Source organism: Brevibacterium renqingii (assembly GCF_017808095.1).
In the GTDB taxonomy this organism is placed as follows: Bacteria; Actinomycetota; Actinomycetes; order Actinomycetales; family Brevibacteriaceae; genus Brevibacterium; species Brevibacterium renqingii.
In genome coordinates this window covers 19,356-41,432 of record NZ_JADBHG010000005.1, presented here as the reverse complement: position 1 = coordinate 41,432, position 22,077 = coordinate 19,356, and the positions used below count along the sequence as shown (strand labels likewise).

The window sequence follows — 22,077 nt, the reverse complement described above, 5'->3', positions numbered from 1 at the left end:
AATGTCAGGCCCCAAGGAACTGCAGCCAGGACTCACGCGTCCGCACTCGGTTCGGATCAATCGGGACGCGGCCGGCGACGATTGCGCTTGATCTCAGAGCGCCGCTGCTCGGAGCGGACCCGACGGCGACGGGAACTGCGTGAGGGCTTCGTCGCTCGCCTCTGCACCGGTGGGGCCAAGGCCTCCCGCAGCAGGTGGGCCAGGCGCATCCGTGCGTCCTGTCGGTTCTTCAGCTGCGAGCGCTGCCGCTCCGACGTCACCGTGAGCACCGTCCCGGACAGCCTCGGTGCCAGACGGATGAGCACCCGATCGCGCTGTCCGGCGCTGAGAAACGACGCAGTCGCCAGGTCCAGGCTCAGCTGCACGCGGGAATCAGAGGTATTGACGTGCTGGCCGCCTGGGCCCGAGGACCGGGAGAACTGCTCGGTGAGTTCGGCGGCGGGGATGACCAGTCCGGCAGGGATCCCGGGCCCAGCCGGAACGCGCACATCACCGTCCATGTCAGCTCGGTTCCGGGTCGCCTTCGCAGACGCCGGGTGCGGAGTCCTCTTCGCGCAGCCTCGGCGTGATCTGCTTCTCCGGTCGGATGCCGTGCTTATCGGCATAGAACTCACGGATGCGGTCCATGTCCTCGGCGATGTCCCCGGTCATCTCCAGAGTCGGCCCCAGGCCCGTCGTCCGCGTGAGAGAGTCAACGTATCCCAGGGTCACCGGCATGCCCGTCTGCACAGCGATGCGATGGAATCCCGACTTCCAATGCGTATGCCCGCCCCGGGTTCCGTCAGGGGTGATGACGAGACCGAAGACCTCATCGGCACGGACTCGGTCGACGACCTCGGCGACGATCCTGCTGGGATCGGTTCGATCCACGGGAATGCCGCCGAGGCCTCGCATGATCGGCCTTCGCCACCCGGCGAACAGGGAATCCTTGCCCAGCCAATGCACCTCGACTCCGAGACTCCACGCGATGGCGAGCATGAGCACGAAGTCCCAATTGGAGGTGTGCGGTGCCCCGATGAGGATGGTCGGACGCTTCGGGGCGGGCTCGGTGACGAGCTTCCACCGGCCGAAGGTCCAGAAGGCGCGGGCGATGAGGCGTCGGATCATGGTCTCAACGGTAGAGCACTTGAGACGGCGAACCTATCGGCGTCCATGTGAGTGCGCTGAGAACCGCGCGTGTGCGGCTGCGAGCACCGGGTGCAGCCTGCGAGGGCTGAGGACGAATCCGCCGCGGATGAGCAGACGCGGGTTCAGGCCCCTTCCCCGCAGCCGACGGGTGGCCTCCTCGGTGAGCAGGCATACGAGGGCCTTCGGCCCCCGAGTCGTGGCTCGTTCGTAGACGACCTCCTCGACGTCGTGCCAGGCCAGGAGATGCTCGGGCAGAATCCGTCCGCGACGGGCGAGCGATATGCCATCGGGAGAGATCACAAGTGACACGCGTCGACGCAGGCGCACAAGCACTCCGATCGGGGCGAGGATGAGGCATCCGATGATGCCCGCGACCAAGGCCCATACTCTCAGATTCACCGCGAGACCGATCCAACTGCCGCCCTGGCTCAATGTGCTGTCGATGAGGAGCACGAGGACGGCGAGCAGGCCGACGCCGAGGATGAACATGACGATCGCCGCGCGGACGATACGCCGCGCCGAAGTGGGTATGAGGGCAGGCCTTCCCAGGTCCAACTGCCGCATGATGGCGGCGTGCGAAAGGTCCCCGGGCATGCCACCAGCTTACTGTGCGGAATAATCCGGACGTTCCCGTCGCTATGTCCGAGACCACGCATCACCAACAGCAGAGGAAGATATGTCTGATTCAGCTCGCGTCGTCATCCTCGGCGGGCATGGAAAGATCGCGCTTCTGGCCGCACCCAAGATCAAGGTCGCAGGCTTCAGCGTCGATTCCGTCATCCGCAATCCGCAGCAGTCCGCCGATGTCGAAGCCACCGGGGCCAACCCCGTCGTGCTCGACATGGAAGCCGCTGACACGCAGGCGCTGGCGGACGTCTTCTCCGGCGCCGAGGCAGTCGTCTTCTCTGCCGGCGCCGGAGGTGGAGACCCCGCACGCACCAAAGCCGTCGACCTCGATGCGGCGAAGCGTTCGATCGATGCCGCAGTTCAGGCCGGAGTCAAGCGCTTCGTCATCGTCTCCTACTCCAGTGCCGGCGTCGACCTCGACCGAGTCGACCCAGAGAGCTCCTTCTACCCCTACGTCCAGGCCAAGCACGGAGCCGATGAGCACCTGAGGGCCAGCTCTTTGGACTACACGATCCTCGGCCCCGGCGGACTGACCCTTGAACCCTCGACAGGCAAGGTCCTCATCGCCGATGCCGCCGGAGACCTCGACGGCAAACGTCCCGACCCAGACGTGCGAGTGACCTCGCGCGAACTCGTCGCCGATGTGATCACCCACGTCATCTCCGCATCGGCTGCGGTGCGTGAGACCGTGAACTTCTACGACGGTCAGACTCCCATCGCCGAGGCGATCAGATGAGATGACGCGTGACCGAGGCGGCCGGTCGGAGTCAATCGACGTCCGACCGGCCGTTGTCGTGCATCGGCGGTTCAGCGCACGCGGTTCCACAGCTGATGGGTCAGTCCACTCGCAGATCCGATGGTCTCGATCGAGAATCGGTCTTGGACATCGGGCAGGCCCTGCCACAGCGGTTGTCCCCGCCCCAGGGTGATCGGCACGATCGCGATGTTCATGAAATCGACGAGATCGGCGGCCAGGAACTGCCGGATCGTCGATGGGCCCCCGCCGATGCGCACATCGAGTCCACCGGCGGCCTCGTAGGCCATAGCGAGGACTTCGTCGATGCCGGCGTCGACGAAGTGGAATGTCGTCCCGTTCTCGAACTCGAGCGGATCACGAGGGTGGTGGGTGAGTACGAAGCACGGTGTCCGAAACGGCGGCTCCCCACCCCACCAGCCGCGCCACCCGTCGTCGGGCCACGGCCCGGTCTGCGGCCCGAATTTGCGTCTGCCCATGATCTCCGCCCCGATGCCCTGACCCCAGAGCGCGAAGAGGGTGCGGTCGAGGGTGATCGGACCGTCGATCGTGTGGACTCCATCGATTCCCTGACCATCGAAGTGGCTGAAGAGCCTCCCCGCCTCGCCGATGGGTTCGTCGAAGGTGACGAACTCACCGGCGGAGAACCCGTCGAGTGAGACGAATTGACTGTGGACTCGAGTGCGGGCCATGAGCCCTCCTCAGTGATTGCGGATTACAATTGGTTCTAGCCTAGACGTGCCTATTTCCAGCTGCAATCAGATTCGGAGGAATGATGCCGACCGAGCCACGATCTGGATGTGCGATCAATGCCGCAGTCGAGGTGCTGGGTGATTCATGGAGCCTCATCGTGCTCCGCGACATCGTCTTCGGTGGGCGGCGCTACTTCCGGGAGCTGCTGGTTCGCAACGATGAGGGCATCGCCTCGAATATCCTCTCAGCTCGTCTGCGCAAGCTCGTCGATGAAGGTCTGCTGACGCGGGAGACCGCGGCTCGGGGTCAGCGCGCGCAGTACTCGCTCACTGAAGCCGGCATTCAGACCCTGCCGGTCATGGTCGCGCTCGGGGCGTGGGGGATGGCTCACCGGGAGACCGCCGCCGAGCTGACGATCCGCGCCAGGCTGATGGCCGAGGATCCCGGGCTGGTCGCCGAGCTCATGGACGAGCTGCGGGAATCCCACCTCGGTGTGCCACGGCCGGGCCCCGGGGCCTCGCGAGCCTCGGAGCGGCTGCAGGCGGCCTACGAGGCCGAGGTCGCTGCCGACTGACCGGGATCGAATCGGCAGCGGTCGATGTGGTCTTGCCGGTATCGGTCGGATGTGGTTCCATGGAATAAGTGCTTGTGAAATGCAATCACTTTCCCGTCGAGCATATCTCAGAGGAGCGATTCCCCGACGGAGAGGCCATGGTCTACGAGCACGACGACTTCCGCACGGGTGGGAGCTTTCTCGCTCGATGCGGGACTCCCGGTGAGCTGGAGTTCGCGTCCGTAGGGCAGTACAGCGCGATCGAACCGGGGCGTTACGTCGTGTCGAGCGAAACGGTCAGCCACAGCAACTCGGTCCTGTCGGCCGCGCTCATCACCTGGACGCTCGAGGCGATGCCGACCGGAACGCGAGTGAGCATCGTCGACCAGGTCGCCTCCTTCGTCGGGCAGGGCATGATCGACGGGCACAAGAACGGCCACGAAGTGTGCCTGCGGCAGCTCGGCAGCTTCCTCAGCCGGTGAGGTCCTCCGCCCACGGGAGGTCGGCCCCCTCACGCCCCACCGTGAGCGCCGCCAGCCGCGCCGCACGTTCGCCCAGACGCCGGAGTTCGGCTTCCCCGAGAGTGCACAGGGGCTTCCGCAGCGTATGCAGATCGTGGATGAGGGAGACCATGAACGTGTCCCCGGCCCCGATGGTGTCCTTGACCTCGACCTCCGCCGACTCCACCGGAATCCGCGCCGAGGCGGTCGCCACGATCGCCCCGTCGCCTCCGCGAGTCAATGCCACCAGATCCGGTCCGAGCCCGAGGACGCGATCGACCTGAGCCTGCGCATCGAGGTCGGGGTAGAGCCAGGCGGCATCGGCATCGCTGAGTTTGACGAGGTCTACGCGAGCGGCGAGCTCCTCGAACCGAGACAGAGCCGCTTCGTGCGGTCCGATGGTCGAGGGTCTGATGTTCGGATCGAAGGTCAGCAGCGGAGCTTCCGGAGGTGCCTCGCCGGGTGAGGCGAAGCGTGCGATGAGACGGTCGACCGCCTCGGCCCCCGGTTGGAGGAACGCGGCGATCGAACCGAAGTGAAAAACCGCTCTGGCACGGTCCTCGACCAGGGATTCGTCGGGATCCCACCGCAGCCGGAAGTCGTAGTCCGCGGTACCGTCCCGGGCCAATCGTGCCGCCGCGGTCGAGGTTCTGCCGTTCGGTCGGGCGAGGACCTCGACGTGGGACTCCCGCAGATGCGCGAGCAGGAATCCGCCGTGGAAGTCGTCCCCGAGGTCGGTGAGGAGTGCGACCTCATCGCCGAGGCGGCCGAGCCCGAGCGCGACATTCGCCGGGGCGCCCCCGGGAGCGTAACGGTTTCGAGCACCGGATGTGCTGACGATGTCGATCAGGGCCTCACCGGCGACGAGAATGCTCATGGCGCTGATTCTACGGTCGATTCCGCAGTGCGTTCATCTGCACCAATCGTACGGGAATCGATAGTCGGCAACGCCTGAGCAAGTTTCATGTCAGTGCCGTCTGGAAGTGTGTTGTCATGGATAAGAACACGCTTGATTCAGACGTCAGAACGATCATCGATGGAGCATCCGCCCGCCTCCTCGCCCCACGGCCGGGCGAATGCCTGGTCTGCTATGTATTCCGCCAGCTCGGGGAGTTCGGCTGCAACGGTACGCACCGCTTCGCCGCGGGCTACCGCGACCGGACTGCGCCTCGGGCCACAGCGCTCCTCGAACGTTTGGGAAGCATGGGCGCATGCTGCTGTGACTGCGAAATGTTCCTCAATGCCTTCACCCTCGCCCATAAGCCGTGGATCACCAGCATGCCCTTCGGCGAACTGATCGGCACCAGGTTCGACCGTGACGAAGCGGTCGACCTGCGCGGGGCGTTCGGCATCGACGAGCCGCCGTCGAGCACCGTCTACCTGTGCTGCCGACTCGTTCGCCGGGGATCGACCCAGCCCTGCGGGAACTGGTCGAGGATCCGTCGCCGGTGACAGCGGATGAAACGGTCGTTCGAAGGAGCATGGGCGGCGAAGTCGGGCAGAATGGGACCATGTCTTCCACGATCCCTGTGTTCCTCGACTGCGATCCCGGAATCGACGATGCGCTCGCCCTCGCCTATCTGTGCTGTCAGGACGACGTGGACGTCGTCGGAATCGCGGCCTCCGGCGGCAATGTGGATACCGAGCAGGTCGTGGCGAACACCCTTGGGTGGCTCGAACTTGCCGGACGCAGCGATATCCCGGTCCACGCCGGCGATCCGCTGCCGCTTGCGTGGCAGGAACTGAGCGAGGCACGCGAAGCAGGCGCTCCCGAATATGCCGACCTCACCCATGGCAGCACCGGTACCGGATACGCTGAGCTGCCGACGCCGACGGTCCCTGTCAGTCCGGTGTCAGCGGCGCAGGCGTGGATTGATGCGGCACGCGCGCACCCCGGGGAGATTGTCGGCATCGTCATCGGACCGTCAACAAATCTCGCACTCGCACTCGCCATCGATCCGGAGCTGCCGAACCTGTTCCGACGGCTCTTCATCATGGGCGGGGCCTTCAACTATCGGGGCAACACGCATCCGACGACCGAATGGAACGTCACCTTCGACCCCGAAGCAGTTGCCCGGGTGCTCGCGGCGTTCGGCGCGGCCCATGCCGCCGGGGCTCTGGCCCACCTGCCGGTCATCGCGCCGATCGAAGCCACCGAAGCCGTTGAAATGACGCCCGACAGGTTCGCCGACATTGTCGACGCGGCAGGCGAGACCGATCAGAGGTGGCGGGCGATGCTGGCCGAGCTGTCCGAAGCACTGCGGTTCTACTTCGAATTCCACGAATCCGACGGGCTCGGTCATCTGGCACACATCCACGATCCGTTCGTGCTCGCCTGTGCCCTCGAATGGGCCCGCCAGGGCGATGCCGCCGGGGTGGTGACGAACGGAAGCCAGGGCGCGCTGCCTTGGGCGACGACGCTGGGTGCGCCCGTCGACGTCGAACTTACGGGTACCCTCACGCGGGGCGAAACCATCGCTGACTGGCTGGGGCGGTGGGGCCGGGACGTGAACGCCGAGATCGTCCGCTCGATCGATTCATCCGCATTCCTCGACCATCTCAGCACCACGCTGGTGAAAGGACCACCGGACACCCCCTGATCCCGGACGTGTCAGTTCGGACCTCTGAGGTCTCACGATCTCGGCGCGGCGGATGGTTCTGTGGTGTAATGGCGGCACGATGACTGCCCGCGGGGAGGATGAGCGATGATGCACGGTCCAGCGGCGCTGTTCGCTTCGTGGGCGCTGCACGACGTCGAGAAAGTGCTGACCTTCCCCGCCACAGCCGATCATCTGGCCGAAGTCACTGGCATCGAAGCGCTGCGGATGAACACGAAGCAGAGTGTGGTCGCAGTCGGACTCGTCGGTGCAGTTGTCGCCTGGGCAGGAGCTCGGGGGGGGGGGGGACGGCCGGTGACTCACGCCTCTACCGGTATGCGGTCGCAGGTCTCGAGGGTCATGTGTTCACTCATCTGCTGTCGTCTCTGCTGCTGCGAGGGTATACGGCCGGCGTGATCACCGCTGTGCCGATCATGTGGCCCGGGGCTGCCGCTGCGCGAAGAGAGCTGGCTGCTCTGGGCAAACCGTTGGCTGACGCCGAGTGGAGGAACGGCGGTGGGCTCATGACAGGCGTGGCCCTGGCCGCCCAGATTGCCGTTCGAATCGACTGGTTTGCTCGGCTCAGAAGTCGTAGGACGAGTCGGAGGTCGCGGCCTCGGGCCCGCGGATCCTTTGCAGGTGGAGGTGCCGGATGAGGCGGATGACCGGGCGGATGAGCATCTCCACGCTGCCGATGACGAACAGCCACGTGCCCGAATAAGTCAGGGACTCGGAGAAGAACATGAAGCTGCCGATCAGGAACCACAGACCGATGAGGACATCATTGGCAATGCTGATGAACTGGTAGCGCTGACGGATGACGAGTTCCTCTCGTCCGATCCGCAGATGGAAGTCGTGGCTGTCTTCATCCATTCTTCTCTCCTCCCTCGGTCTTTGCCACAGAAGCCTACTGCGGCGGGGAAGAGTTCGCAGGTCATCCGGCGACTCCGTTGCGTCAGTGTCGACGACTGGCGTGAGCGCATGGACCCGCACCCGAGGCCGCGTGACATGAGCAGACAGGTCCAGATCACCGCCGGCAGCTCAAATGAGACTTTTCTCAGAAACACCGATCACGCATTGGTTCGCTGTTACCGTGAGGGCTATGAAGACGCATGGCATGGCAATCAGCACGGTGACAGGCATCGCAGCGCTCGCTCTGGCCCTGGCCGGCTGTTCGGGTGCCGGCTCCGAAGACGACTCCGGTGACGCGCAGTCGTCGCCCGCGGCCACCGGTTCTGCCGCGAGCGGCGAGTCCGGTTCCACCGATGAGCCGAGCGATTCGGCCTCCGAAGAGGGCGGCGACGCGGACGCGTCTGGCAAGGCTCTGCCTGCCGATGCCGACCTGAGCAAGGAATCTCCATCAGTCAGCCCCGAGGATGCGATCGACACGGCGCTGAAGAAGACCGGTGACGGCATCGTGCACGGCATCGAACTCGATTGGGACGAGACCGACAGCGCTTGGCAGTACGAGGTGTCGATCCTCGACGGCAACACCGACCACGAGGTCGAGATCGACGCCGCGACGGGCAAGATCGTCGACCACGACAAAGACGACACCGATGATGAGGAGAAGGCCATCGACCTCAAGGAGCCGATGACCTTCGATGAGGCGCTCGACCTCGCACAGGAGAAGTCCTCGGGCCGTCTCGTCGGATGGAAGCTCGAATACGACGACGGCAAGAAGGAATTCCAGTTCGACTTCGACCAGGACGGCGAAGAGACCGAAACCACGGTTGACACGGAAACCAAACGCGTCACCGTCGACGATGACTGACGCAGGCCGCCTCACGGTGATCGCCGGGCCCATGTTCTCCGGCAAGTCAGAGGAGCTGATGCGGCGGGTCCGACGCGCCACGATCGCCGGAGTCGAGGTTCTCGTCGTGTCCCATTCCCTCGACACGCGGTCGGACATCTCGACGATCACCTCCCACATCGGGATGAATATTCCCGCCGTACCTCTCGGCGACGTCGAATCCCTCGTCGAGGCGGCTGGTGCCGAGGACTACGACCTGGTCGCCATCGACGAGGCTCAATTCTTCGGTCCCGATCTGGTGCCTGCCGTCGATGACCTCCTCAGCAGGGGCGTCGACGTCATCGTCGAAGGGCTGTGCGTGACCTTCGACGGCGCCCCGTTCGAACCGCTGCCGAGCTTCATGGCCGTGGCAGAAGAAGTTCTCAGGCTCACTGCGGTGTGCACCGTGTGCGGGCGCGACGCCGTCTTCCACCAACGTGTGGACCGGACCGAGGCGCGAGTCGCCGGAACAGGGACCGCGAGCGCAGACTCCGAACGCCCGACTGTCGCCGCCACCGAGATCGATGCCAGCCACGTCGGGGGCCTCGACTCCTATGTCGCTCGCTGCCGCAAGCACTTCACCGGAGCGGCACGGTAGACCTCAGTCGTCAATGCTCTCCCACACCTCGCGCCAGATGCGGGCGAGGTCGGCGATCTGATAGTGGGCGTTGAGGCCACTGGGCTGCGGGACCACATGGAGAGCCACTTCGGACGGCCACCGAGCGATGAGAGAGGTGTCCTGACGACCGAACCGGGCTTTGGGCTGCTGATAGCCGATCCGGAACGAGGTGATGCCGGCGATGGCCACCGCGTGGGGTCGGATCGCGGACAGTCGGTCGATGAGACGATCAGCACCTGCACGCAGCTCCTCGCGGGAGAGTTCGTCGGCCCGCACGGTGGCGCGCCCGGTCAGGTTCGTCAGCCCGATGCCGCGTCGGAGCAGCTGCTGTTCGTCGGCGGGGTCGAGTCCGCGGGAAGCGTCGACCTGGTGGTCGGTGAGTCCCGCCTGATGCAGTGAGGGCCAGAACCGGTTGCCGGGCCGGGCGAACGGGGCGTTGACCGCGGCCGTCCATAGGCCCGGATTGATGCCGACGATGAGCATCTTCACTCCTGAGCCGTCACTCGGCAGAACGTCGTCGATCGCATTCGGATCGTCGGTGGAGACTGCCGCGAGATCGTCCTTGGTCGGTTTGCGGCCGCCCAAGGGGGAGGGCCGACGGTTGCTGGCGATGCTTTCCTCACTCACGTCTTTCACACTACCGTCGTACCATGACCCATGTGCATGTGACCCCTCGGGCCGGGGAGTCCTCGCCCTTCCACTTCGACGACCAGTGGACCGCCGAGGCCGAAGCCGAAGCCGTATGGGCGATACTCGAAAGGGTCGAGGAGTGGCCGCAATGGTGGCGGGGCCTGTCGAGTGCCGAACCCGTGGGTGAGCGGCTGGTGTGCGGAAGCCGAGCGCGCATACTGGTGCACACACCACTGGGCACGCCTCTGCGCTTCGTCATCGAAGCCCAGGAGGTGAGGGCGCCGCAGCTGATCAGCTTCAGCGCCCACGGTGATCTGCGCGGCCACGGAGTCTGGACGCTCAAAGAGGACCGTCGGTGCACACAGATCGAGTCGCTGTGGTGCGTGACGACCGCGCGCCGGTCGATCCGCATGCTCCGGCCCCTGTCGGGTCTCATGCATGCGGTGGTGATGAGAGCCGGTGAGCGTGGTCTCGCCGCCAGACTGGCAGCCGGGCCGCCTCAGGCCTGAGCCGACCAGGCGGTGATGCCTCCGGCCAGGGAACGCAGTCGCACTCCGGGCGGGACGGCGTCGTTGAGGAGTTCGACCGCCTCGGCCGAGCGCGCTCCTGACTTGCAGTGGATGACGATGTCGCCGGGTGACTCTCCGCGTTCGGTTCTGCGCCCGATCGTTTCGGCGACCGCATCCCAGCCGCGTTCGCGCACGCTGGCCAAGGGCAGGTGCAGGGACCCGGGGATCGATGACAGTTCCCTTTCCCAGTCCTCACGCACGTCGATGAGCACCGCCTGTGTGCCGAGTCCGACCAGCTCGGCAGGGGTGATCTCCTCGATCCCGGCATCGGGCCCGGCAGCTGTCCCGGGCGCAGCGGCGGCAGCACAGGCTGCGGCCACCTCGGTGAGGTCGGTGACGGCCGGCCGCTCGGGGTCGGGGGAGAACCGCAGCGTCGAATACTCACCGTCCAGAGCGTCATAGCGCAGCAGGCGGCCGATGAAGGGGGTGCCGATGCCGCAGATGAGTTTGATCGCCTCGGTGGCCATGGCCGACCCCACGGTTCCGCAGAGCACCCCGAGGACACCTCCTTCGGCGCAGTTGGGCACCGAATCGGGGTCCGGGATATCGGGGAACAGGTCGCGCAGCATCGGACCGTGACCGGGAACGAAGGTGCTCACCTGACCGGCGAACCGGAAGATCGTGCCCCACACCAGGGGAGTGCCGGTGAGTTCGGCGGCATCGTTGGACAGATATCGGGTGGCGAAGTTGTCCGCCCCGTCGAGGACCACATCGTGGTCGGCGAAGAGGTCGAGTGCATTGTCAGGACTCAGCCTGGCCTCGATCGTGCGCACGTGCAGAGAGGGGTCGAGCCGCCGCAGGGCCTCGGCGGCCGAGTCGACTTTCGGCCGCGCGACATCGACGCTGCGATGGATTACCTGACGCTGGAGGTTCGAGGTCTCGACCACATCGTCATCGATGATCGTGATCGACCCGATCCCGGCGGCCGCGAGATAGTTGAGCACCGGCGCACCGAGTCCGCCTGCCCCGATGACCAGCACCGAGGCCGCCCGCAGACGTCGTTGACCCTCGAGCCCGAATCCCGGCAGGCTCAGGTGCCGGGCATAGCGTGCCAACTCGTCCCGGTTCAGCGTGTCAATGGGTTCGACCAGGGGACCGGGATTCACGCTGTCCGCACTCGCAACGGGCGTGGTCGCCTGCGCTCCGGTCATCGGGCTGCGACCAATCCGTCGAAGGTCGACGATGCCAAGGCCAGTGGTCGTTTCGGTATCCGCCCGGCCCCGGCCGCCAGATAGCCGGATTCGACTGCCAAGGCCATTGCCCGGGCCATCGCCTGGGCGTCGTGGGCGCGGGTGACTGCGGAGGCCAGCAGCACGGCGGTGCATCCGAGCTCCATCGCCAGAGCGGCGTCGGAGGCGGTGCCGACACCGGCGTCGAGGATGATCGGCACGTGGGCGCGGGAGACGATGGTTTCGATATTGTGCGGGTTGAGGATGCCCAGGCCGCTGCCGATCGGCGCGCCGGCTGGCATCACCGCTGCCACTCCGGCGTCCTCGAGTCGCTTCGCCAACGCCGGATCGTCGTTCGTATATGCGAAGACCGTGAATCCGTCGAGGACGAGTTCCTCGGCCGCGGCGAAGAGTTCGATCGGATCGGGCAGCAGAGTGTCCTCGTCGGCGATGACCTCGAGCTTCACCCAGTTCGTCTCGAGTGCTTCCCGGGCCAGCTGTGCCGTGAGCACGGCATCCCGGGCGGTATAGCATCCGGCGGTGTTCGGCAGGATGCGGATGCCCAAGCGCTGCAGCATGGTGAACACGGAATCACGCGATTCGGCGTCGAAGCGACGCATCGCCACGGTCGTCAGTTCTGTGCCCGAGGCCCGCAGTGCGTCTTCGAGAATGCTCAGCGAACTCGCGCCTCCGGTGCCCATGACGAGGCGGGAGCTCAGATCCGTGCCGTCGATCGTCCAGGTCATATCAGCCTCCCTGCACAGCGGTGACGATGTCCACGGTGTGGCCGTCGGTCAGAACGAAACCGGACCAGCCTCCGCGCCGGATCACTTCGCCGTTGACAGCGACGGCGATGCCCAGACGGCCCCCATCGGCAGGGGTCCCGTCCTCGCGCAGCTCCCGTCCGGTGACTTCGGCGACGAGGTCGAGCGCCGAGGTGGCACCGGCCAGTTCATGCGGTTCGCCATTGAGGACGATAGTGGCTGCCTGTGCTGATTCGGTCATGGTTTGCTCCTCTTCGAGGTCGTGGTGGGCAGAACAGCGGTGTCGGCGGCATCATCGAAGCGCCGAGGTGAGACGGAGGCGAGAGCGCCCGGTGGCAGCCATTCGGGGCGGCGACCGACAGCGAGTTCGGCACCCAACAGACCGCCGAGCGGGGCGAGGAGGATGCCGTGCCGGAAGTAGCCGGTGCTGACGACGCAGCCGGCGTCGATCCGACCGATCAGGGGCACATCGTCGGGGGAGCCGGGGCGGGCACGAGTGGTGATCTCGGTGATCTCGCAGTCGAGTATGCCCGGAACCAGACGCTGACCATCGTGGAGGAGGCGGTGGACCGATCCGGCGTCAGTGCCGGCTCGACCGTCCTCACGGGAGCTGGCTCCGAGCACGAGCTCCCCATCGGGGCGGGCCACGATGTAGACGGAACGGCCGTTGACGAGGCCGCGGATGGTGCTCGACAGCAGGGGAGTGCGCGCGGCGGGAGCACGCAGGCGCAGAACGTCGCCCCATACCTGGCGCACGGGCAGCCGCGGGGCGCCTGCTACGGCATTCGAGGCTGCTCCGGCGGCGAGGACGACCTGGTCGGAGATCAGCTGCCGCCCGTCCTCGAGCTCGACACCGACGGTGGCGTCTCCGTCGCGCAGCAGCCCGGTCACTCGCGCAGACAGGAGTTCGGAGGCGAACACCGAGCGCAGGGCCGAGACCACTCTCCTGGGGTCGATGGACTGATCCTCGGGGATGCGCACGGCACCGGCGACCGAAGGTGACAAGGACGGTTCGAGCTCTCGCGCCCGTGAACCGGTGATGAGTTCCGTTGCGAACCCGGCTCCCGACTGGGCATCCCGCAGCTCGCGCAGCGCCTGCAGATCGGCACGATCACCGGCACATACCAGGGTTCCGGTGTCGGTGAGGCCGAGATCGGCTGCGTCCGTGTCGGCCACCTCGGCGGCGAACTCCGGGTACATGTCGGCCGCGGTGCGCAGCAGCGGGTACAGCAGCTCCTGCCCCCATACGACCTCGGCGGCCGGAGCGAGCATGCCCGCCGCGGCATGGGAGGCGCCCATCGCGGGATCGGGATCGATGACCGTGACATCGGCGCCGAGGTGGCGCAGGTACCAGGTGGTGGACAGGCCGATGATTCCGGCACCGACGACGATGACGTGCATGGATTCTCCCTCCGGCGGCATGATCCGCATCAGGTCTGACGGTCGGCTGTTACACCCTCTCAGCCTCGTTGGGAGGCTCCCGCGAACTTCCTCTACTCTATGACCATGACCACCGATATTCCACCGCACACCGACGTGTCCGACTCGAGAAGAGCCTGGCGGGAAGCCGAATTGGCTCGGGCTAGCCTCTACCTGTGCACCGATGCCAGGAGTGCCCAGGGTGATCTTCCCGAGTTCCTCGATGCTGCGTACGCCGGCGGCGCCGACATCATCCAACTGCGCGACAAGACCCTCGAAGCCCGAGACGAGATCGCCGCCCTCGAGGTGCTGAAGGAAGTCGCTGAACGGCATGGGAAGCTGTTCTCCGTCAACGACCGTGCCGATATCGCACTCCTGGTCGGCGCCGATGTCTTCCACATCGGCCAAGGGGATCTCACCAGCGCTCAGGCTCGCGCCGTGCTCGGACCCGATGTCCTTCTCGGTCGCTCCACCCATTCGCGGGAACAGGCGCTCGCCGCCGAAGCGGACGGCGAGATCGACTACTTCTGCGTCGGTCCCGTGTGGGAGACTCCGACGAAGCCCGGCCGGCCGGCCGTGGGCACGGGTCTGCTGGCCGAGACGGCTGCTTCGGCGGTCAAACCCTGGTTCGCCATCGGTGGGATCAAGGCCGGTCCCAGACTCTCTGAGGTCCGGGAAGCGGGCGCGGAGCGTGTCGTGGTGGTACGTGCGATAACCTCGGCAGTCGATCCCGCTGCGGCCGCGCGGGTGCTCAAGGAGGAATCGGCATGACGGGTACCACGCACAGCGCAGCGAGCGGACAGGAGCCGACGATCCTCATCGCCGGTGCCGGAGCCACCGGAGGAGCCTTCGGCACCTACCTCATCGAGGCCGGCCGCAACGTCACCTTCCTCCTTCGGGAGACGAGGGCGGAGCGGATCCGTGCCGAAGGGCTGCGCTTCGTCTCGCCGGAGGCTGATCGGACGAACTCCGTCAGCGTGATCACCGCCGCGGAGCTCGAGAGGAGCCGGCAGACCTTCGACCTCGTCATCATCGCGGTCAAGGCCAACGGTCTCGATGCCGTCCTCGACGACGTCCGCCCCGCCGTCGGCGCTGACACGCGGATCGTCCCCTTCCTCAACGGCATGGCCCAGATCGACCGTCTGCAGGCCGACTACCCGGGTCAGACTCTCGGCGGGCTCGTCAAGATCGTCGGCACTGTCAAGGACGGTGCGGTGCATCAGCTCACCGACCTGGCCGTGATGACGATCGGCGACCTCTCCGGCGATGAGGTGCCCGAGTCCGTGTCCACGGCTCTCGACGTGCCCGGCTTCAGATTGCAGGTCATCGACGACATCGTCGGCGGGCTGTGGGAGAAGTGGATCTTCATCGCCGCGGCCGGAGTCGTCACCTGCCTGTTCCGGGCGCCGGTCGGAGCGATCGTCGACGCCGACGGGCGGGCTCATGTGCTCCGGATCATCGAGGAGCTCGAATCCGTGGCGGCCGCGGCGTCCCATCCGGTGTCCGCGAGGTCCCACGAGATGACCGTGTCGATGCTCACGGCAGAGGGGTCGGAGTTCACTTCGTCCCTCTACCGGGACGTCACGGCAGGTCTGCCGAGCGAAGCCGAGCACATCCTCGGCGATCTGGCCCGCAAGGCCGCCGAGCTGGGGGTCGACACCCCGCTGCTCGACCTCACGCTGGTGCAGCTGCGCGCCGGGGAAGCTCAGCGGCGTCCCTGACCTCGGCAGTGCCTGTGCGCAGCATCGCCAGATACGGTTCGGTCGGCTGGGTGTGCTCGATGTCGGCCGAACCGTGGGGAGCGGTGAATGTGACGCTGGGGACGCCGTCGACGTCATCGAGGACGATGAGCGTCTCATAGCCTCCCGGCCCCACCGAATGAGACGCGCCGACGGGCAGGTCGAATGCGAGGCTCTCCAATGGACTGTCGGCCTCGGGCGGACGATTCATCTCCTGGGCGGCGATATCGGCGAACTGTTCGGCGGTGATGAGATAGGCCTTGGCCGGAGTGGGACCGGGAACATGATGGTCATAGAAGGCCATCCCGCCGCCCCAGACCTTCGACGAACCGGCGAAGTAGATCGTTCCGGGCAGTTCGACGCAGGCCTCGGCCCGCGGCGGTGTGCCGTCCCTTGCACCCGGATAGCTCACGTGCGCTCCGGGCGGCCGGCCGCCCTGAAGATAGCAGGCGAGCCGATCGCGAGCCATGTTCGAACCGTAGCTGACATACCACACAAGTGCTTGAGACATCCATTTCATCGTGCCACGTTGCCCCGGGCGGCTGTCGAATTCGGACCCCGCAGTGTGTCAGAGGTCTCGCAAGGTCGGAGCGGCACCTGCCTGCCGCGACCGGAATCGGCGATGATGGACACCGTCGGCCGGTTTCGTTCCCGGACCCTAGAATGACGAGCGCACAGCCGCGACCGAGGAGAGAGATGAAGCGCCGACTTCCCGACATCAGAGAACTCGCCCCCTTGCTGAAGTTCGAACCGCCCCGACTCGACCGAGTGGCCGCAAGGCTCGACTCCGCCGCCGATATCTGGGATCTGCGACGCATCGCCCAACGTGTGACCCCGCGCGCACCTTTCGACTACGTCGACGGGGCGGCTCTGGACGAGCGGACCCTGAGCAGGAATCGCAACGCCTTCGCCGAGGTGGAGCTGCTGCCGCGCATTCTCCACGGTGTCGACGCCCCGGACACTTCGACGACAATCGCCGGATCCCGAACTCGTCTGCCGTTCGGCATCGCCCCGACCGGATACACGAGGATGATGCACTCCGAGGGTGAGGTCGCCGGTGTGCGCGCGGCGACGAAGGCCGGAATCCCGTTCTCACTGTCGACGATGGGAACGACCTCGGTCGAGGACGTCGCACAGGCGGCCCCGGACTCGACCCGGTGGTTCCAGCTCTACCTGTGGAAAGACCGGCAGCGCAGCCTCGACCTGCTGCAGCGAGCCCAGGCCAGCGGTTATGAGACTCTGCTCGTCACCGTCGATACGCCCATCACCGGGCAGCGGCTGCGTGATCACCGGAACGGATTGACGATCCCGCCGCGGCTGACCTTGGGTACGATCCTCGACGCCTCGTACCGGCCGGGCTGGTGGTTCAATTTCCTCACCACCGAACCGCCGAAATACGCCTCCCTGTCGGATACCTCGCAGTCCTTGGCGGAGATGACGCAGACGATGTTCGATCCCACCCTCGACCTCGATGACCTGCGGTGGATCCGGGAGCAGTGGTCGGGTCGCCTCTTCGTCAAGGGCATCCTCACCGCTGACGACGCACGTCGGGCTCAGTCGGTCGGAGCCGATGGCCTCGTGGTCTCCAACCACGGCGGGCGCCAGCTCGACCGTGCCCCCGACTCACTGACTTCCCTGGCCGAGGTCCGCGCCGAGGTCGGAGCCGACATGGAACTCATCCTCGACTCCGGAATCATGTCCGGCACTGATGTCGTCACCGCTCTGTGCGCCGGAGCGGACTTCGTCCTCATCGGCCGCGCCTATCTCTACGGGCTCATGGCCGGCGGTCAGAGGGGAGTCGAACGGGCGATCGAACTCATCCGACAGGAGGTCCTCACCGCCATGGGGCTCATGGGCGCCCGCAGCATCTCCGATCTCGGCCCCGACCTCGCTCGCGGCCTGCCCTCGGCACCGCAGAAGACGAGTCCGTTCGCATCCAGATCGGCAGCGGAGACGCGCAGGAGCGAGGAAGGCGTCTGAGCAGACGGTAGACGATGTGCCACAGCCGGGTCGAGGATAGGACTGTGAGGATGAGGAGGCGCGAGAGTTGATCACAGCAGCGAGCGTGGGAGAGCAGCTCGAATCAGTGTCGGCCGAGACGCCGCGCATCCTCATCGTGGGAGCAGGCATCGCGGGGATCACCCTGGCCCAGCTGCTCAGAGTTCAGGGGTTCGAACCGGTGCTCGTGGATCGGTCCGCCGACGCGCGACGCATGATCGGAGACAACCGGGCCGGGTACATGCTCGCGCTCATGCCCATGGTCGACCCGATCATCGACGCCCTCGGCGTTCGGGACACCTATCTCGACGCCAGCGTCGGCATCGACCGCTATGTCGCCCATGCGCACTCCGGGCGCGTTCTCCGGCAGGACCGCCTCGGCGATCTGCTGGCCGAGTACGGTGACTACCGGGGGATCTCCCGGGCCGCGCTGCTGACGGTGCTCACCGGTGATGACTGTCCGGTGGCTTTCGGCACCACTGTGTCCGGGCTTGCTGAAGACGAGCGATCGGTGACCGTCACGTGGGGCGATGATTCCGGTGCGGCAGCGGAATCGGCGCGTACCGCGTTCGACATCGTCGTCATCGCCGACGGAATGAACTCGCGGACCCGGGACCTCGCACCGAGTCGCGGCTCCCTCGGCGCAGCCCGGTCGGCAGACGCGGTGGACACCTTGGACACGGCGTGGGGAGGCTGGGTGTGCTGGGCGGATGCCGACGGGAGCCCGGACGCCGTCGACGAGATCTGGGGCGACGGCTTCTTCCTCGGCATGTATCCGGTCAAGGACGGCATCGGCGTCTTCCTCGGATGCCCCGACTCACGGGAGCCGCTGGGGTCGCGACGGTTCGCCGATGAGGTCAGGGCGAAGCTGAAGGTGCTGCCACCGCGCATCGATGCCTGCCTCGCGGCGATCGCCACAGCCCGAGACCCGTTCTTCTGGCCGTTGCGTGACTCCCGCGCTCGCCGTTGGGCCGAGGGACGCACGGTCCTCCTCGGCGATGCGGCGGCCGGCTTCCTCCCCACGGCCGGCATCGGAGCCGGCATGGCGATGGAATCCGCCCACATGCTCGCCCGTGCGATCGCCGCAGGCCGCGACGACCCGGTGACAGCGCTGAAGCGCTTCGAGGACCGCCAGCGTCCGCGCGTCGAGGCCGCCCACGAGAATTCACGCGCCCTGGCAGGGCTGATGTTCGATCGGTCCCGGCTGCTTGCGGCCGCCCGCGACCAGGTGTTCCGGATTCTCAGCATCAGGACCGCACTGAAGCCGATACTCAAGCTGCTCGAGACCCCGGCCGAGCAGATGTGAGCCTGCTCGCACCCGGAGGATCCCCCGTCCGTGACAGGTCCGGCTGTGGTAGGAATGGCCAGGGTCCTCGTGCGTGGACCCGCCGAACCACGAGCGAGGACGACCATGAGAACACCTGCCGCCGAGGCGACCGGAGAGCGCCGACTCAGACGGGGACTGAAGTCGAGGCACCTGCAGATGATCGCCATCGGCGGGGCCATCGGCACCGGACTGTTCCTCGGTTCCGGCGGAACGATCTCCCAGGCCGGGCCTGGCGGCGCCGTGCTGGCCTATGCGGCGATCGGCGTCATGGTCCTCTTCGTCATGCAGTCACTGGGGGAGATGTCCACGCATCTGCCGGTGGCCGGGTCCTTCCACACCTATGGAACGAAGTACGTCAGTCCCTCGTTCGGCTTCGCGATGGGATGGAACTACTGGTTCAACTGGGCGATCACCCTGGCAGCCGAGCTCGTCGCGGCCGGAGTCATCATGTCCTTCTGGCTGCCCGGCGTGCCGTCGTGGGTCTGGGCCGCGAGCTTCCTCATCCTGCTCGGCGGTCTGAACTTCCTCTCGTCGAAAGCCTTCGGTGAGGGTGAGTTCTGGTTCGCCGCCATCAAAGTCATCGCCGTGCTGGCGTTCCTCGTCCTCGGTGTGCTGATGATCGTCGGCATCATCGGAGGCTCCGCGCCGGGCTTGCGCAACTGGACGACGGGAGAGGCACCGTTCGTCGGCGGCTGGATGTCGGTCATCAGTGTGTTCATGATCGCCGGCTTCTCCTTCCAGGGGACAGAACTCGTCGGTGTCACGGCCGGGGAGTCGGAGAACCCGCGCAAGGACATGCCGCGAGCCATCCGGACCGTGTTCTGGCGCATCATGCTCTTCTACATCGGCGCCATCGTGATCATCGGCTTCCTGCTGCCCTACACCGATCCGTCGCTGCTGGCCTCGGCGAACAACGAGGACGTCACCGCTTCGCCATTCACGCTCGTGTTCGAACGCGCCGGAATCGCCGTGGCCGCGGGAATCATGAACGCCGTCATCCTCACCGCGATCCTCTCGGCCGGCAACTCGGGCCTCTACGCCTCGACCCGCATGCTCTACGCCATGGCCAAGGACGGAACCGCGCCGAGGCTGTTCGCCCGACTCAACGAACGCGGAGTGCCTGTCATGGCACTGCTTGCCACCGCCGTGATCGGACTGTTCGGGTTCCTCTCCGAGGTCATGGGCGACGGAGGTGCCTACACATGGCTGATGAACGTCTCGGGCCTGTCCGGATTCATCGTGTGGGTCGGCATCGCCTGGTGTCATTTCAGGTTCCGACGCGCCTACCTGCGGCAGGGGAATTCGGTCGACGAGCTGCCGTACCGTGCTCCGCTGTTTCCGATCGGTCCGATCATTGCGCTGATCATGCTCATCGTCGTCATCATCGGCCAGAACGTGCAGGCCGTCGTCAACGGCCGCCTGCTCGAAGTCGCCAGCGCCTATGCCGGTCTGCCGGCATTCCTGCTGCTGTGGCTCGGGCACCGAGTGATCACGGGCCGACGTTCGCGGATCGTCCGACTCGAAGAGATGGACGTCGCCGGCCTCGAGGTCAAGGCGCCCTGAAGAAGCCGGACACATGCCGACACGAACGGCCGTGAGTGTGCATTTCTGAGTTCGACAATGGGTTAAGCTAGGCTCGCCTTACTATTCGAAAAGGAAGCCATGCGCCGAACACTCGCCCCGATTCTTGCCTCCCTGCTCGTCCTCGCCGGTTGCGGCGGAGGCGGCTCGGACTCCGCGGACACCTCCGGGCCCAACGTCGACACCAAATTCGGGTCTGTCGAAGTCCCCGCCGACCCGCAGAAAGTCGTTGCCCTGGGCTGGGGAGATGCCGAAACGGCTCTGGCCCTGGGCGTACAGCCTGTCGGGGCCTCCGACTGGGTCGAATTCGGCGGCAAAGGCGTCGGTCCCTGGGCCGAAGACCTCTACGACGAGGCTCCGGAGATCATCGCCACCATGGAGCCCGACTACGAAGCGATCGCGGCCCTCGAACCGGACCTCATCCTCGACACGAAGAGCTCCGGCGAACAGAAACGCTACGATCGCCTCTCCGAGATCGCGCCGACCGTCGGTCCTCCGAAGGGTGGGGACGACTACCTGACGACCATGGACCAGCAGGTCGAACTCGTCTCCCAGGCGCTGGGCAAGGAGGACAAGGGCGAGAAGCTGCTGAAGGACCTCGACGCGAAATTCGCCGAAGCCCGCAAGTCCCATCCGGACTTCGACGGGAAGTCCGTGGCCGTGGCCGCGAAGACCTCGGAAGGCTGGGGTGCCTATATCGACGGCACCGAGCGGGTGCAGTTCATGGAGAACCTCGGTTTCACCCAGTCGGAGAAGATCTCGGCGCTCGAACCCGAAGGCTTCACCGCACCGATCTCGGAGGAGAATCTCGATCAGCTCGACGCGGACCTGCTCGTCGTGTTCCCCATCTACATCAAGGATTCCGAGGTCACCGACGACTCCGTTTTCAAGCGGGTGCCTGCCGTTGAGGACGGCCACGCCCTGGTGCTGACCGAAGACCTCAACGACGTGCGCCAGGCGTTCTCCCTCAACTCGGTGCTCTCGGCGGCCTACGCCGCTGACAGAATGCCCGAACTCATCGAGAAGCATCTGGGCTGAGTCGCTCGGGCGGCCGCTCGGCGCTCGACGCCCGTCGTCGGAGTCGGCTTCAGCTGTGGCGTCCGCCGCGCAGCGCCTCGAGGCCGATGTCGATGATGCGCGCGTGGCGGACCTCGGCGAGCGAGCCGATCGGCAGCCACTCGGCGCGGTCGGTCGTCCCGCCGACTTCGAGGGTGCCGAGCGTGCCTCCGGTGATCCGGGCCTCGAAGACGACCCGTGCGCCTTTGAACGGCCGCGGGGTCGAGGTCCCGAACGCAGGATTGCGACGCGACTCCGTGAACGTATGCGTGGTCAGAGGGCGGATCAGCTCGGCATCGTAGCCGGTCTCCTCTTTGATCTCGCGTATCGTGCCCTCTTCGATGCTCTCGTCGAATTCGATGCCCCCTCCGGGGAGCGTCCAGATCGCGTGGACGTGGTCCCGACCGCCGTTGAACCAGCTGAGAAGGACTTCATCATCGTCGTTGACGATGACGGCATAACCGGCAAGTCGAGTGTCATATTCGGAGAAGTGCATGACCTCACCCTACCCGCGCCCGTGACAGGGGAGCGGCTGTCAGCCTCGCCTCCTGACCCGCTAGGC

The 22,077-nt window shown here is 66.2% G+C and carries 27 protein-coding genes and 1 riboswitch; of the genes, 14 read left to right on the top strand and 13 right to left on the bottom strand.

Features of this window, described 5'->3' with window-relative positions:
• Positions 1-56: 56 nt before the first annotated feature.
• The 3 genes from arfB to IIE29_RS10715 are packed head-to-tail and all read right to left on the bottom strand — an operon-like array spanning position 57 to position 1,722.
• Positions 57-500: an alternative ribosome rescue aminoacyl-tRNA hydrolase ArfB gene (arfB, locus tag IIE29_RS10725; protein WP_209325255.1), complete on the bottom strand. Its 444-nt coding sequence runs from the start codon at positions 498-500 to the stop codon at positions 57-59.
• Position 501: 1 nt separating this feature from the next.
• Positions 502-1,107 (bottom strand): 1-acyl-sn-glycerol-3-phosphate acyltransferase, encoded by a 606-nt coding sequence (locus IIE29_RS10720; protein ID WP_209325254.1) that lies wholly within the window; start codon positions 1,105-1,107, stop codon positions 502-504.
• Positions 1,108-1,140: 33 nt separating this feature from the next.
• On the bottom strand, positions 1,141-1,722 hold the full coding sequence (locus tag IIE29_RS10715) for a hypothetical protein (protein WP_209325253.1): 582 nt from the start codon (positions 1,720-1,722) through the stop codon (positions 1,141-1,143).
• 82 nt (positions 1,723-1,804) lie between these two features.
• Here IIE29_RS10715 and IIE29_RS10710 point away from each other — a divergent pair, with 82 nt between their 5' ends.
• Entirely contained in the window at positions 1,805-2,491 is a 687-nt protein-coding gene (locus IIE29_RS10710) for an SDR family oxidoreductase (protein ID WP_209325252.1), read from the top strand.
• Positions 2,492-2,562: 71 nt separating this feature from the next.
• On the opposite strand, the gene IIE29_RS10705 is transcribed toward IIE29_RS10710, so the two are convergent.
• Positions 2,563-3,201 (bottom strand): dihydrofolate reductase family protein, encoded by a 639-nt coding sequence (locus tag IIE29_RS10705; protein WP_209325251.1) that lies wholly within the window; start codon positions 3,199-3,201, stop codon positions 2,563-2,565.
• An 83-nt stretch (positions 3,202-3,284) separates the two neighbouring features.
• Between IIE29_RS10705 and IIE29_RS10700 the strand changes: the two genes are divergently transcribed.
• Both IIE29_RS10700 and IIE29_RS10695 read left to right on the top strand, forming a co-directional pair.
• Positions 3,285-3,776 (top strand): winged helix-turn-helix transcriptional regulator, encoded by a 492-nt coding sequence (locus tag IIE29_RS10700; RefSeq protein ID WP_209325250.1) that lies wholly within the window; start codon positions 3,285-3,287, stop codon positions 3,774-3,776.
• Positions 3,777-3,913: 137 nt separating this feature from the next.
• Positions 3,914-4,237, top strand: coding sequence for an SRPBCC domain-containing protein (locus IIE29_RS10695; RefSeq protein WP_209325249.1), 324 nt, complete (start codon positions 3,914-3,916; stop codon positions 4,235-4,237).
• Here IIE29_RS10695 and IIE29_RS10690 read toward each other — a convergent pair.
• A complete protein-coding gene (locus tag IIE29_RS10690; RefSeq protein ID WP_209325248.1) occupies positions 4,227-5,132 on the bottom strand; it encodes a carbohydrate kinase family protein in 906 nt (301 codons plus the stop codon). The two genes, IIE29_RS10695 and IIE29_RS10690, sit on opposite strands and share 11 nt — an antisense overlap.
• 116 nt (positions 5,133-5,248) lie before the next feature.
• On the opposite strand from IIE29_RS10690, the gene IIE29_RS10685 reads away from it, so the two are divergent.
• Together IIE29_RS10685 and IIE29_RS10680 are read left to right on the top strand one after the other, a co-directional pair.
• Complete coding sequence (locus IIE29_RS10685) at positions 5,249-5,707, top strand: DUF2695 domain-containing protein (RefSeq protein ID WP_209325247.1); 459 nt, start codon at positions 5,249-5,251, stop codon at positions 5,705-5,707.
• A 59-nt stretch (positions 5,708-5,766) separates the two neighbouring features.
• The gene (locus tag IIE29_RS10680) at positions 5,767-6,855 is read left to right on the top strand and encodes a nucleoside hydrolase (RefSeq protein ID WP_209325246.1); all 1,089 of its coding nucleotides are present in this window, start codon (positions 5,767-5,769) and stop codon (positions 6,853-6,855) included.
• Between the two features lie 579 nt (positions 6,856-7,434).
• On the opposite strand, the gene IIE29_RS10675 is transcribed toward IIE29_RS10680, so the two are convergent.
• Complete coding sequence (locus IIE29_RS10675) at positions 7,435-7,725, bottom strand: YrhK family protein (protein WP_209325245.1); 291 nt, start codon at positions 7,723-7,725, stop codon at positions 7,435-7,437.
• Between the two features lie 244 nt (positions 7,726-7,969).
• Here IIE29_RS10675 and IIE29_RS10670 point away from each other — a divergent pair, with 244 nt between their 5' ends.
• Complete coding sequence (locus tag IIE29_RS10670; protein ID WP_246475893.1) at positions 7,970-8,626, top strand: PepSY domain-containing protein; 657 nt, start codon at positions 7,970-7,972, stop codon at positions 8,624-8,626.
• Positions 8,619-9,242 carry a thymidine kinase gene (locus tag IIE29_RS10665; protein ID WP_209325243.1) on the top strand — a complete coding sequence of 208 codons (624 nt, stop codon included), beginning with the start codon at positions 8,619-8,621 and terminating at the stop codon, positions 9,240-9,242. Before IIE29_RS10670 ends, IIE29_RS10665 begins: the two co-directional genes overlap by 8 nt.
• A 3-nt stretch (positions 9,243-9,245) precedes the next feature.
• Here IIE29_RS10665 and IIE29_RS10660 read toward each other — a convergent pair whose 3' ends face one another.
• Entirely contained in the window at positions 9,246-9,890 is a 645-nt protein-coding gene (locus IIE29_RS10660; protein WP_209325242.1) for a mismatch-specific DNA-glycosylase, read from the bottom strand.
• A 23-nt stretch (positions 9,891-9,913) separates the two neighbouring features.
• Here IIE29_RS10660 and IIE29_RS10655 point away from each other — a divergent pair, with 23 nt between their 5' ends.
• Positions 9,914-10,402 carry an SRPBCC family protein gene (locus IIE29_RS10655; RefSeq protein ID WP_209325241.1) on the top strand — a complete coding sequence of 163 codons (489 nt, stop codon included), beginning with the start codon at positions 9,914-9,916 and terminating at the stop codon, positions 10,400-10,402.
• Here IIE29_RS10655 and moeB read toward each other — a convergent pair.
• The 4 genes from moeB to thiO all read right to left on the bottom strand — a co-directional run bounded on the left by moeB (position 10,393) and on the right by thiO (position 13,796).
• A complete protein-coding gene (gene moeB / locus IIE29_RS10650; RefSeq protein ID WP_343071873.1) occupies positions 10,393-11,568 on the bottom strand; it encodes a molybdopterin-synthase adenylyltransferase MoeB in 1,176 nt (391 codons plus the stop codon). The two genes, IIE29_RS10655 and moeB, sit on opposite strands and share 10 nt — an antisense overlap.
• A 41-nt stretch (positions 11,569-11,609) precedes the next feature.
• Positions 11,610-12,377, bottom strand: a complete 768-nt coding sequence (locus tag IIE29_RS10645) for a thiazole synthase (protein WP_209325239.1) — start codon at positions 12,375-12,377, stop codon at positions 11,610-11,612.
• A 1-nt stretch (position 12,378) separates the two neighbouring features.
• Entirely contained in the window at positions 12,379-12,636 is a 258-nt protein-coding gene (gene thiS / locus IIE29_RS10640) for a sulfur carrier protein ThiS (protein WP_209325238.1), read from the bottom strand.
• Positions 12,633-13,796 carry a glycine oxidase ThiO gene (gene thiO / locus IIE29_RS10635; protein WP_209325237.1) on the bottom strand — a complete coding sequence of 388 codons (1,164 nt, stop codon included), beginning with the start codon at positions 13,794-13,796 and terminating at the stop codon, positions 12,633-12,635. The genes thiS and thiO overlap by 4 nt, the downstream gene beginning before the upstream one ends.
• Positions 13,786-13,889: riboswitch (TPP riboswitch) on the bottom strand. Its footprint overlaps the gene before it by 11 nt.
• 12 nt (positions 13,890-13,901) lie before the next feature.
• Here thiO and thiE point away from each other — a divergent pair.
• Both thiE and IIE29_RS10625 read left to right on the top strand, forming a co-directional pair.
• On the top strand, positions 13,902-14,585 hold the full coding sequence (gene thiE, locus IIE29_RS10630; protein WP_209325236.1) for a thiamine phosphate synthase: 684 nt from the start codon (positions 13,902-13,904) through the stop codon (positions 14,583-14,585).
• Positions 14,582-15,535 (top strand): ketopantoate reductase family protein, encoded by a 954-nt coding sequence (locus tag IIE29_RS10625; RefSeq protein WP_209325235.1) that lies wholly within the window; start codon positions 14,582-14,584, stop codon positions 15,533-15,535. Before thiE ends, IIE29_RS10625 begins: the two co-directional genes overlap by 4 nt.
• Here IIE29_RS10625 and IIE29_RS10620 read toward each other — a convergent pair.
• Complete coding sequence (locus tag IIE29_RS10620; protein WP_209325234.1) at positions 15,489-16,064, bottom strand: histone deacetylase; 576 nt, start codon at positions 16,062-16,064, stop codon at positions 15,489-15,491. The two genes, IIE29_RS10625 and IIE29_RS10620, sit on opposite strands and share 47 nt — an antisense overlap.
• A 185-nt stretch (positions 16,065-16,249) precedes the next feature.
• Here IIE29_RS10620 and IIE29_RS10615 point away from each other — a divergent pair, with 185 nt between their 5' ends.
• The 4 genes from IIE29_RS10615 (at position 16,250) to IIE29_RS10600 (ending at position 21,497) form a co-directional block, all read left to right on the top strand.
• Positions 16,250-17,533 carry an alpha-hydroxy acid oxidase gene (locus IIE29_RS10615; RefSeq protein ID WP_209325233.1) on the top strand — a complete coding sequence of 428 codons (1,284 nt, stop codon included), beginning with the start codon at positions 16,250-16,252 and terminating at the stop codon, positions 17,531-17,533.
• Between the two features lie 67 nt (positions 17,534-17,600).
• Positions 17,601-18,857, top strand: a complete 1,257-nt coding sequence (locus IIE29_RS10610; RefSeq protein ID WP_209325232.1) for an FAD-dependent oxidoreductase — start codon at positions 17,601-17,603, stop codon at positions 18,855-18,857.
• Positions 18,858-18,962: 105 nt separating this feature from the next.
• Positions 18,963-20,441, top strand: a complete 1,479-nt coding sequence (locus tag IIE29_RS10605) for an amino acid permease (protein WP_209325231.1) — start codon at positions 18,963-18,965, stop codon at positions 20,439-20,441.
• A 99-nt stretch (positions 20,442-20,540) separates the two neighbouring features.
• The gene (locus IIE29_RS10600; protein ID WP_209325230.1) at positions 20,541-21,497 is read left to right on the top strand and encodes an ABC transporter substrate-binding protein; all 957 of its coding nucleotides are present in this window, start codon (positions 20,541-20,543) and stop codon (positions 21,495-21,497) included.
• A gap of 49 nt (positions 21,498-21,546) precedes the next feature.
• On the opposite strand, the gene IIE29_RS10595 is transcribed toward IIE29_RS10600, so the two are convergent.
• Positions 21,547-22,011 carry an NUDIX hydrolase gene (locus IIE29_RS10595; protein ID WP_209325229.1) on the bottom strand — a complete coding sequence of 155 codons (465 nt, stop codon included), beginning with the start codon at positions 22,009-22,011 and terminating at the stop codon, positions 21,547-21,549.
• Between the last annotated feature and the right edge of the window lie 66 nt (positions 22,012-22,077).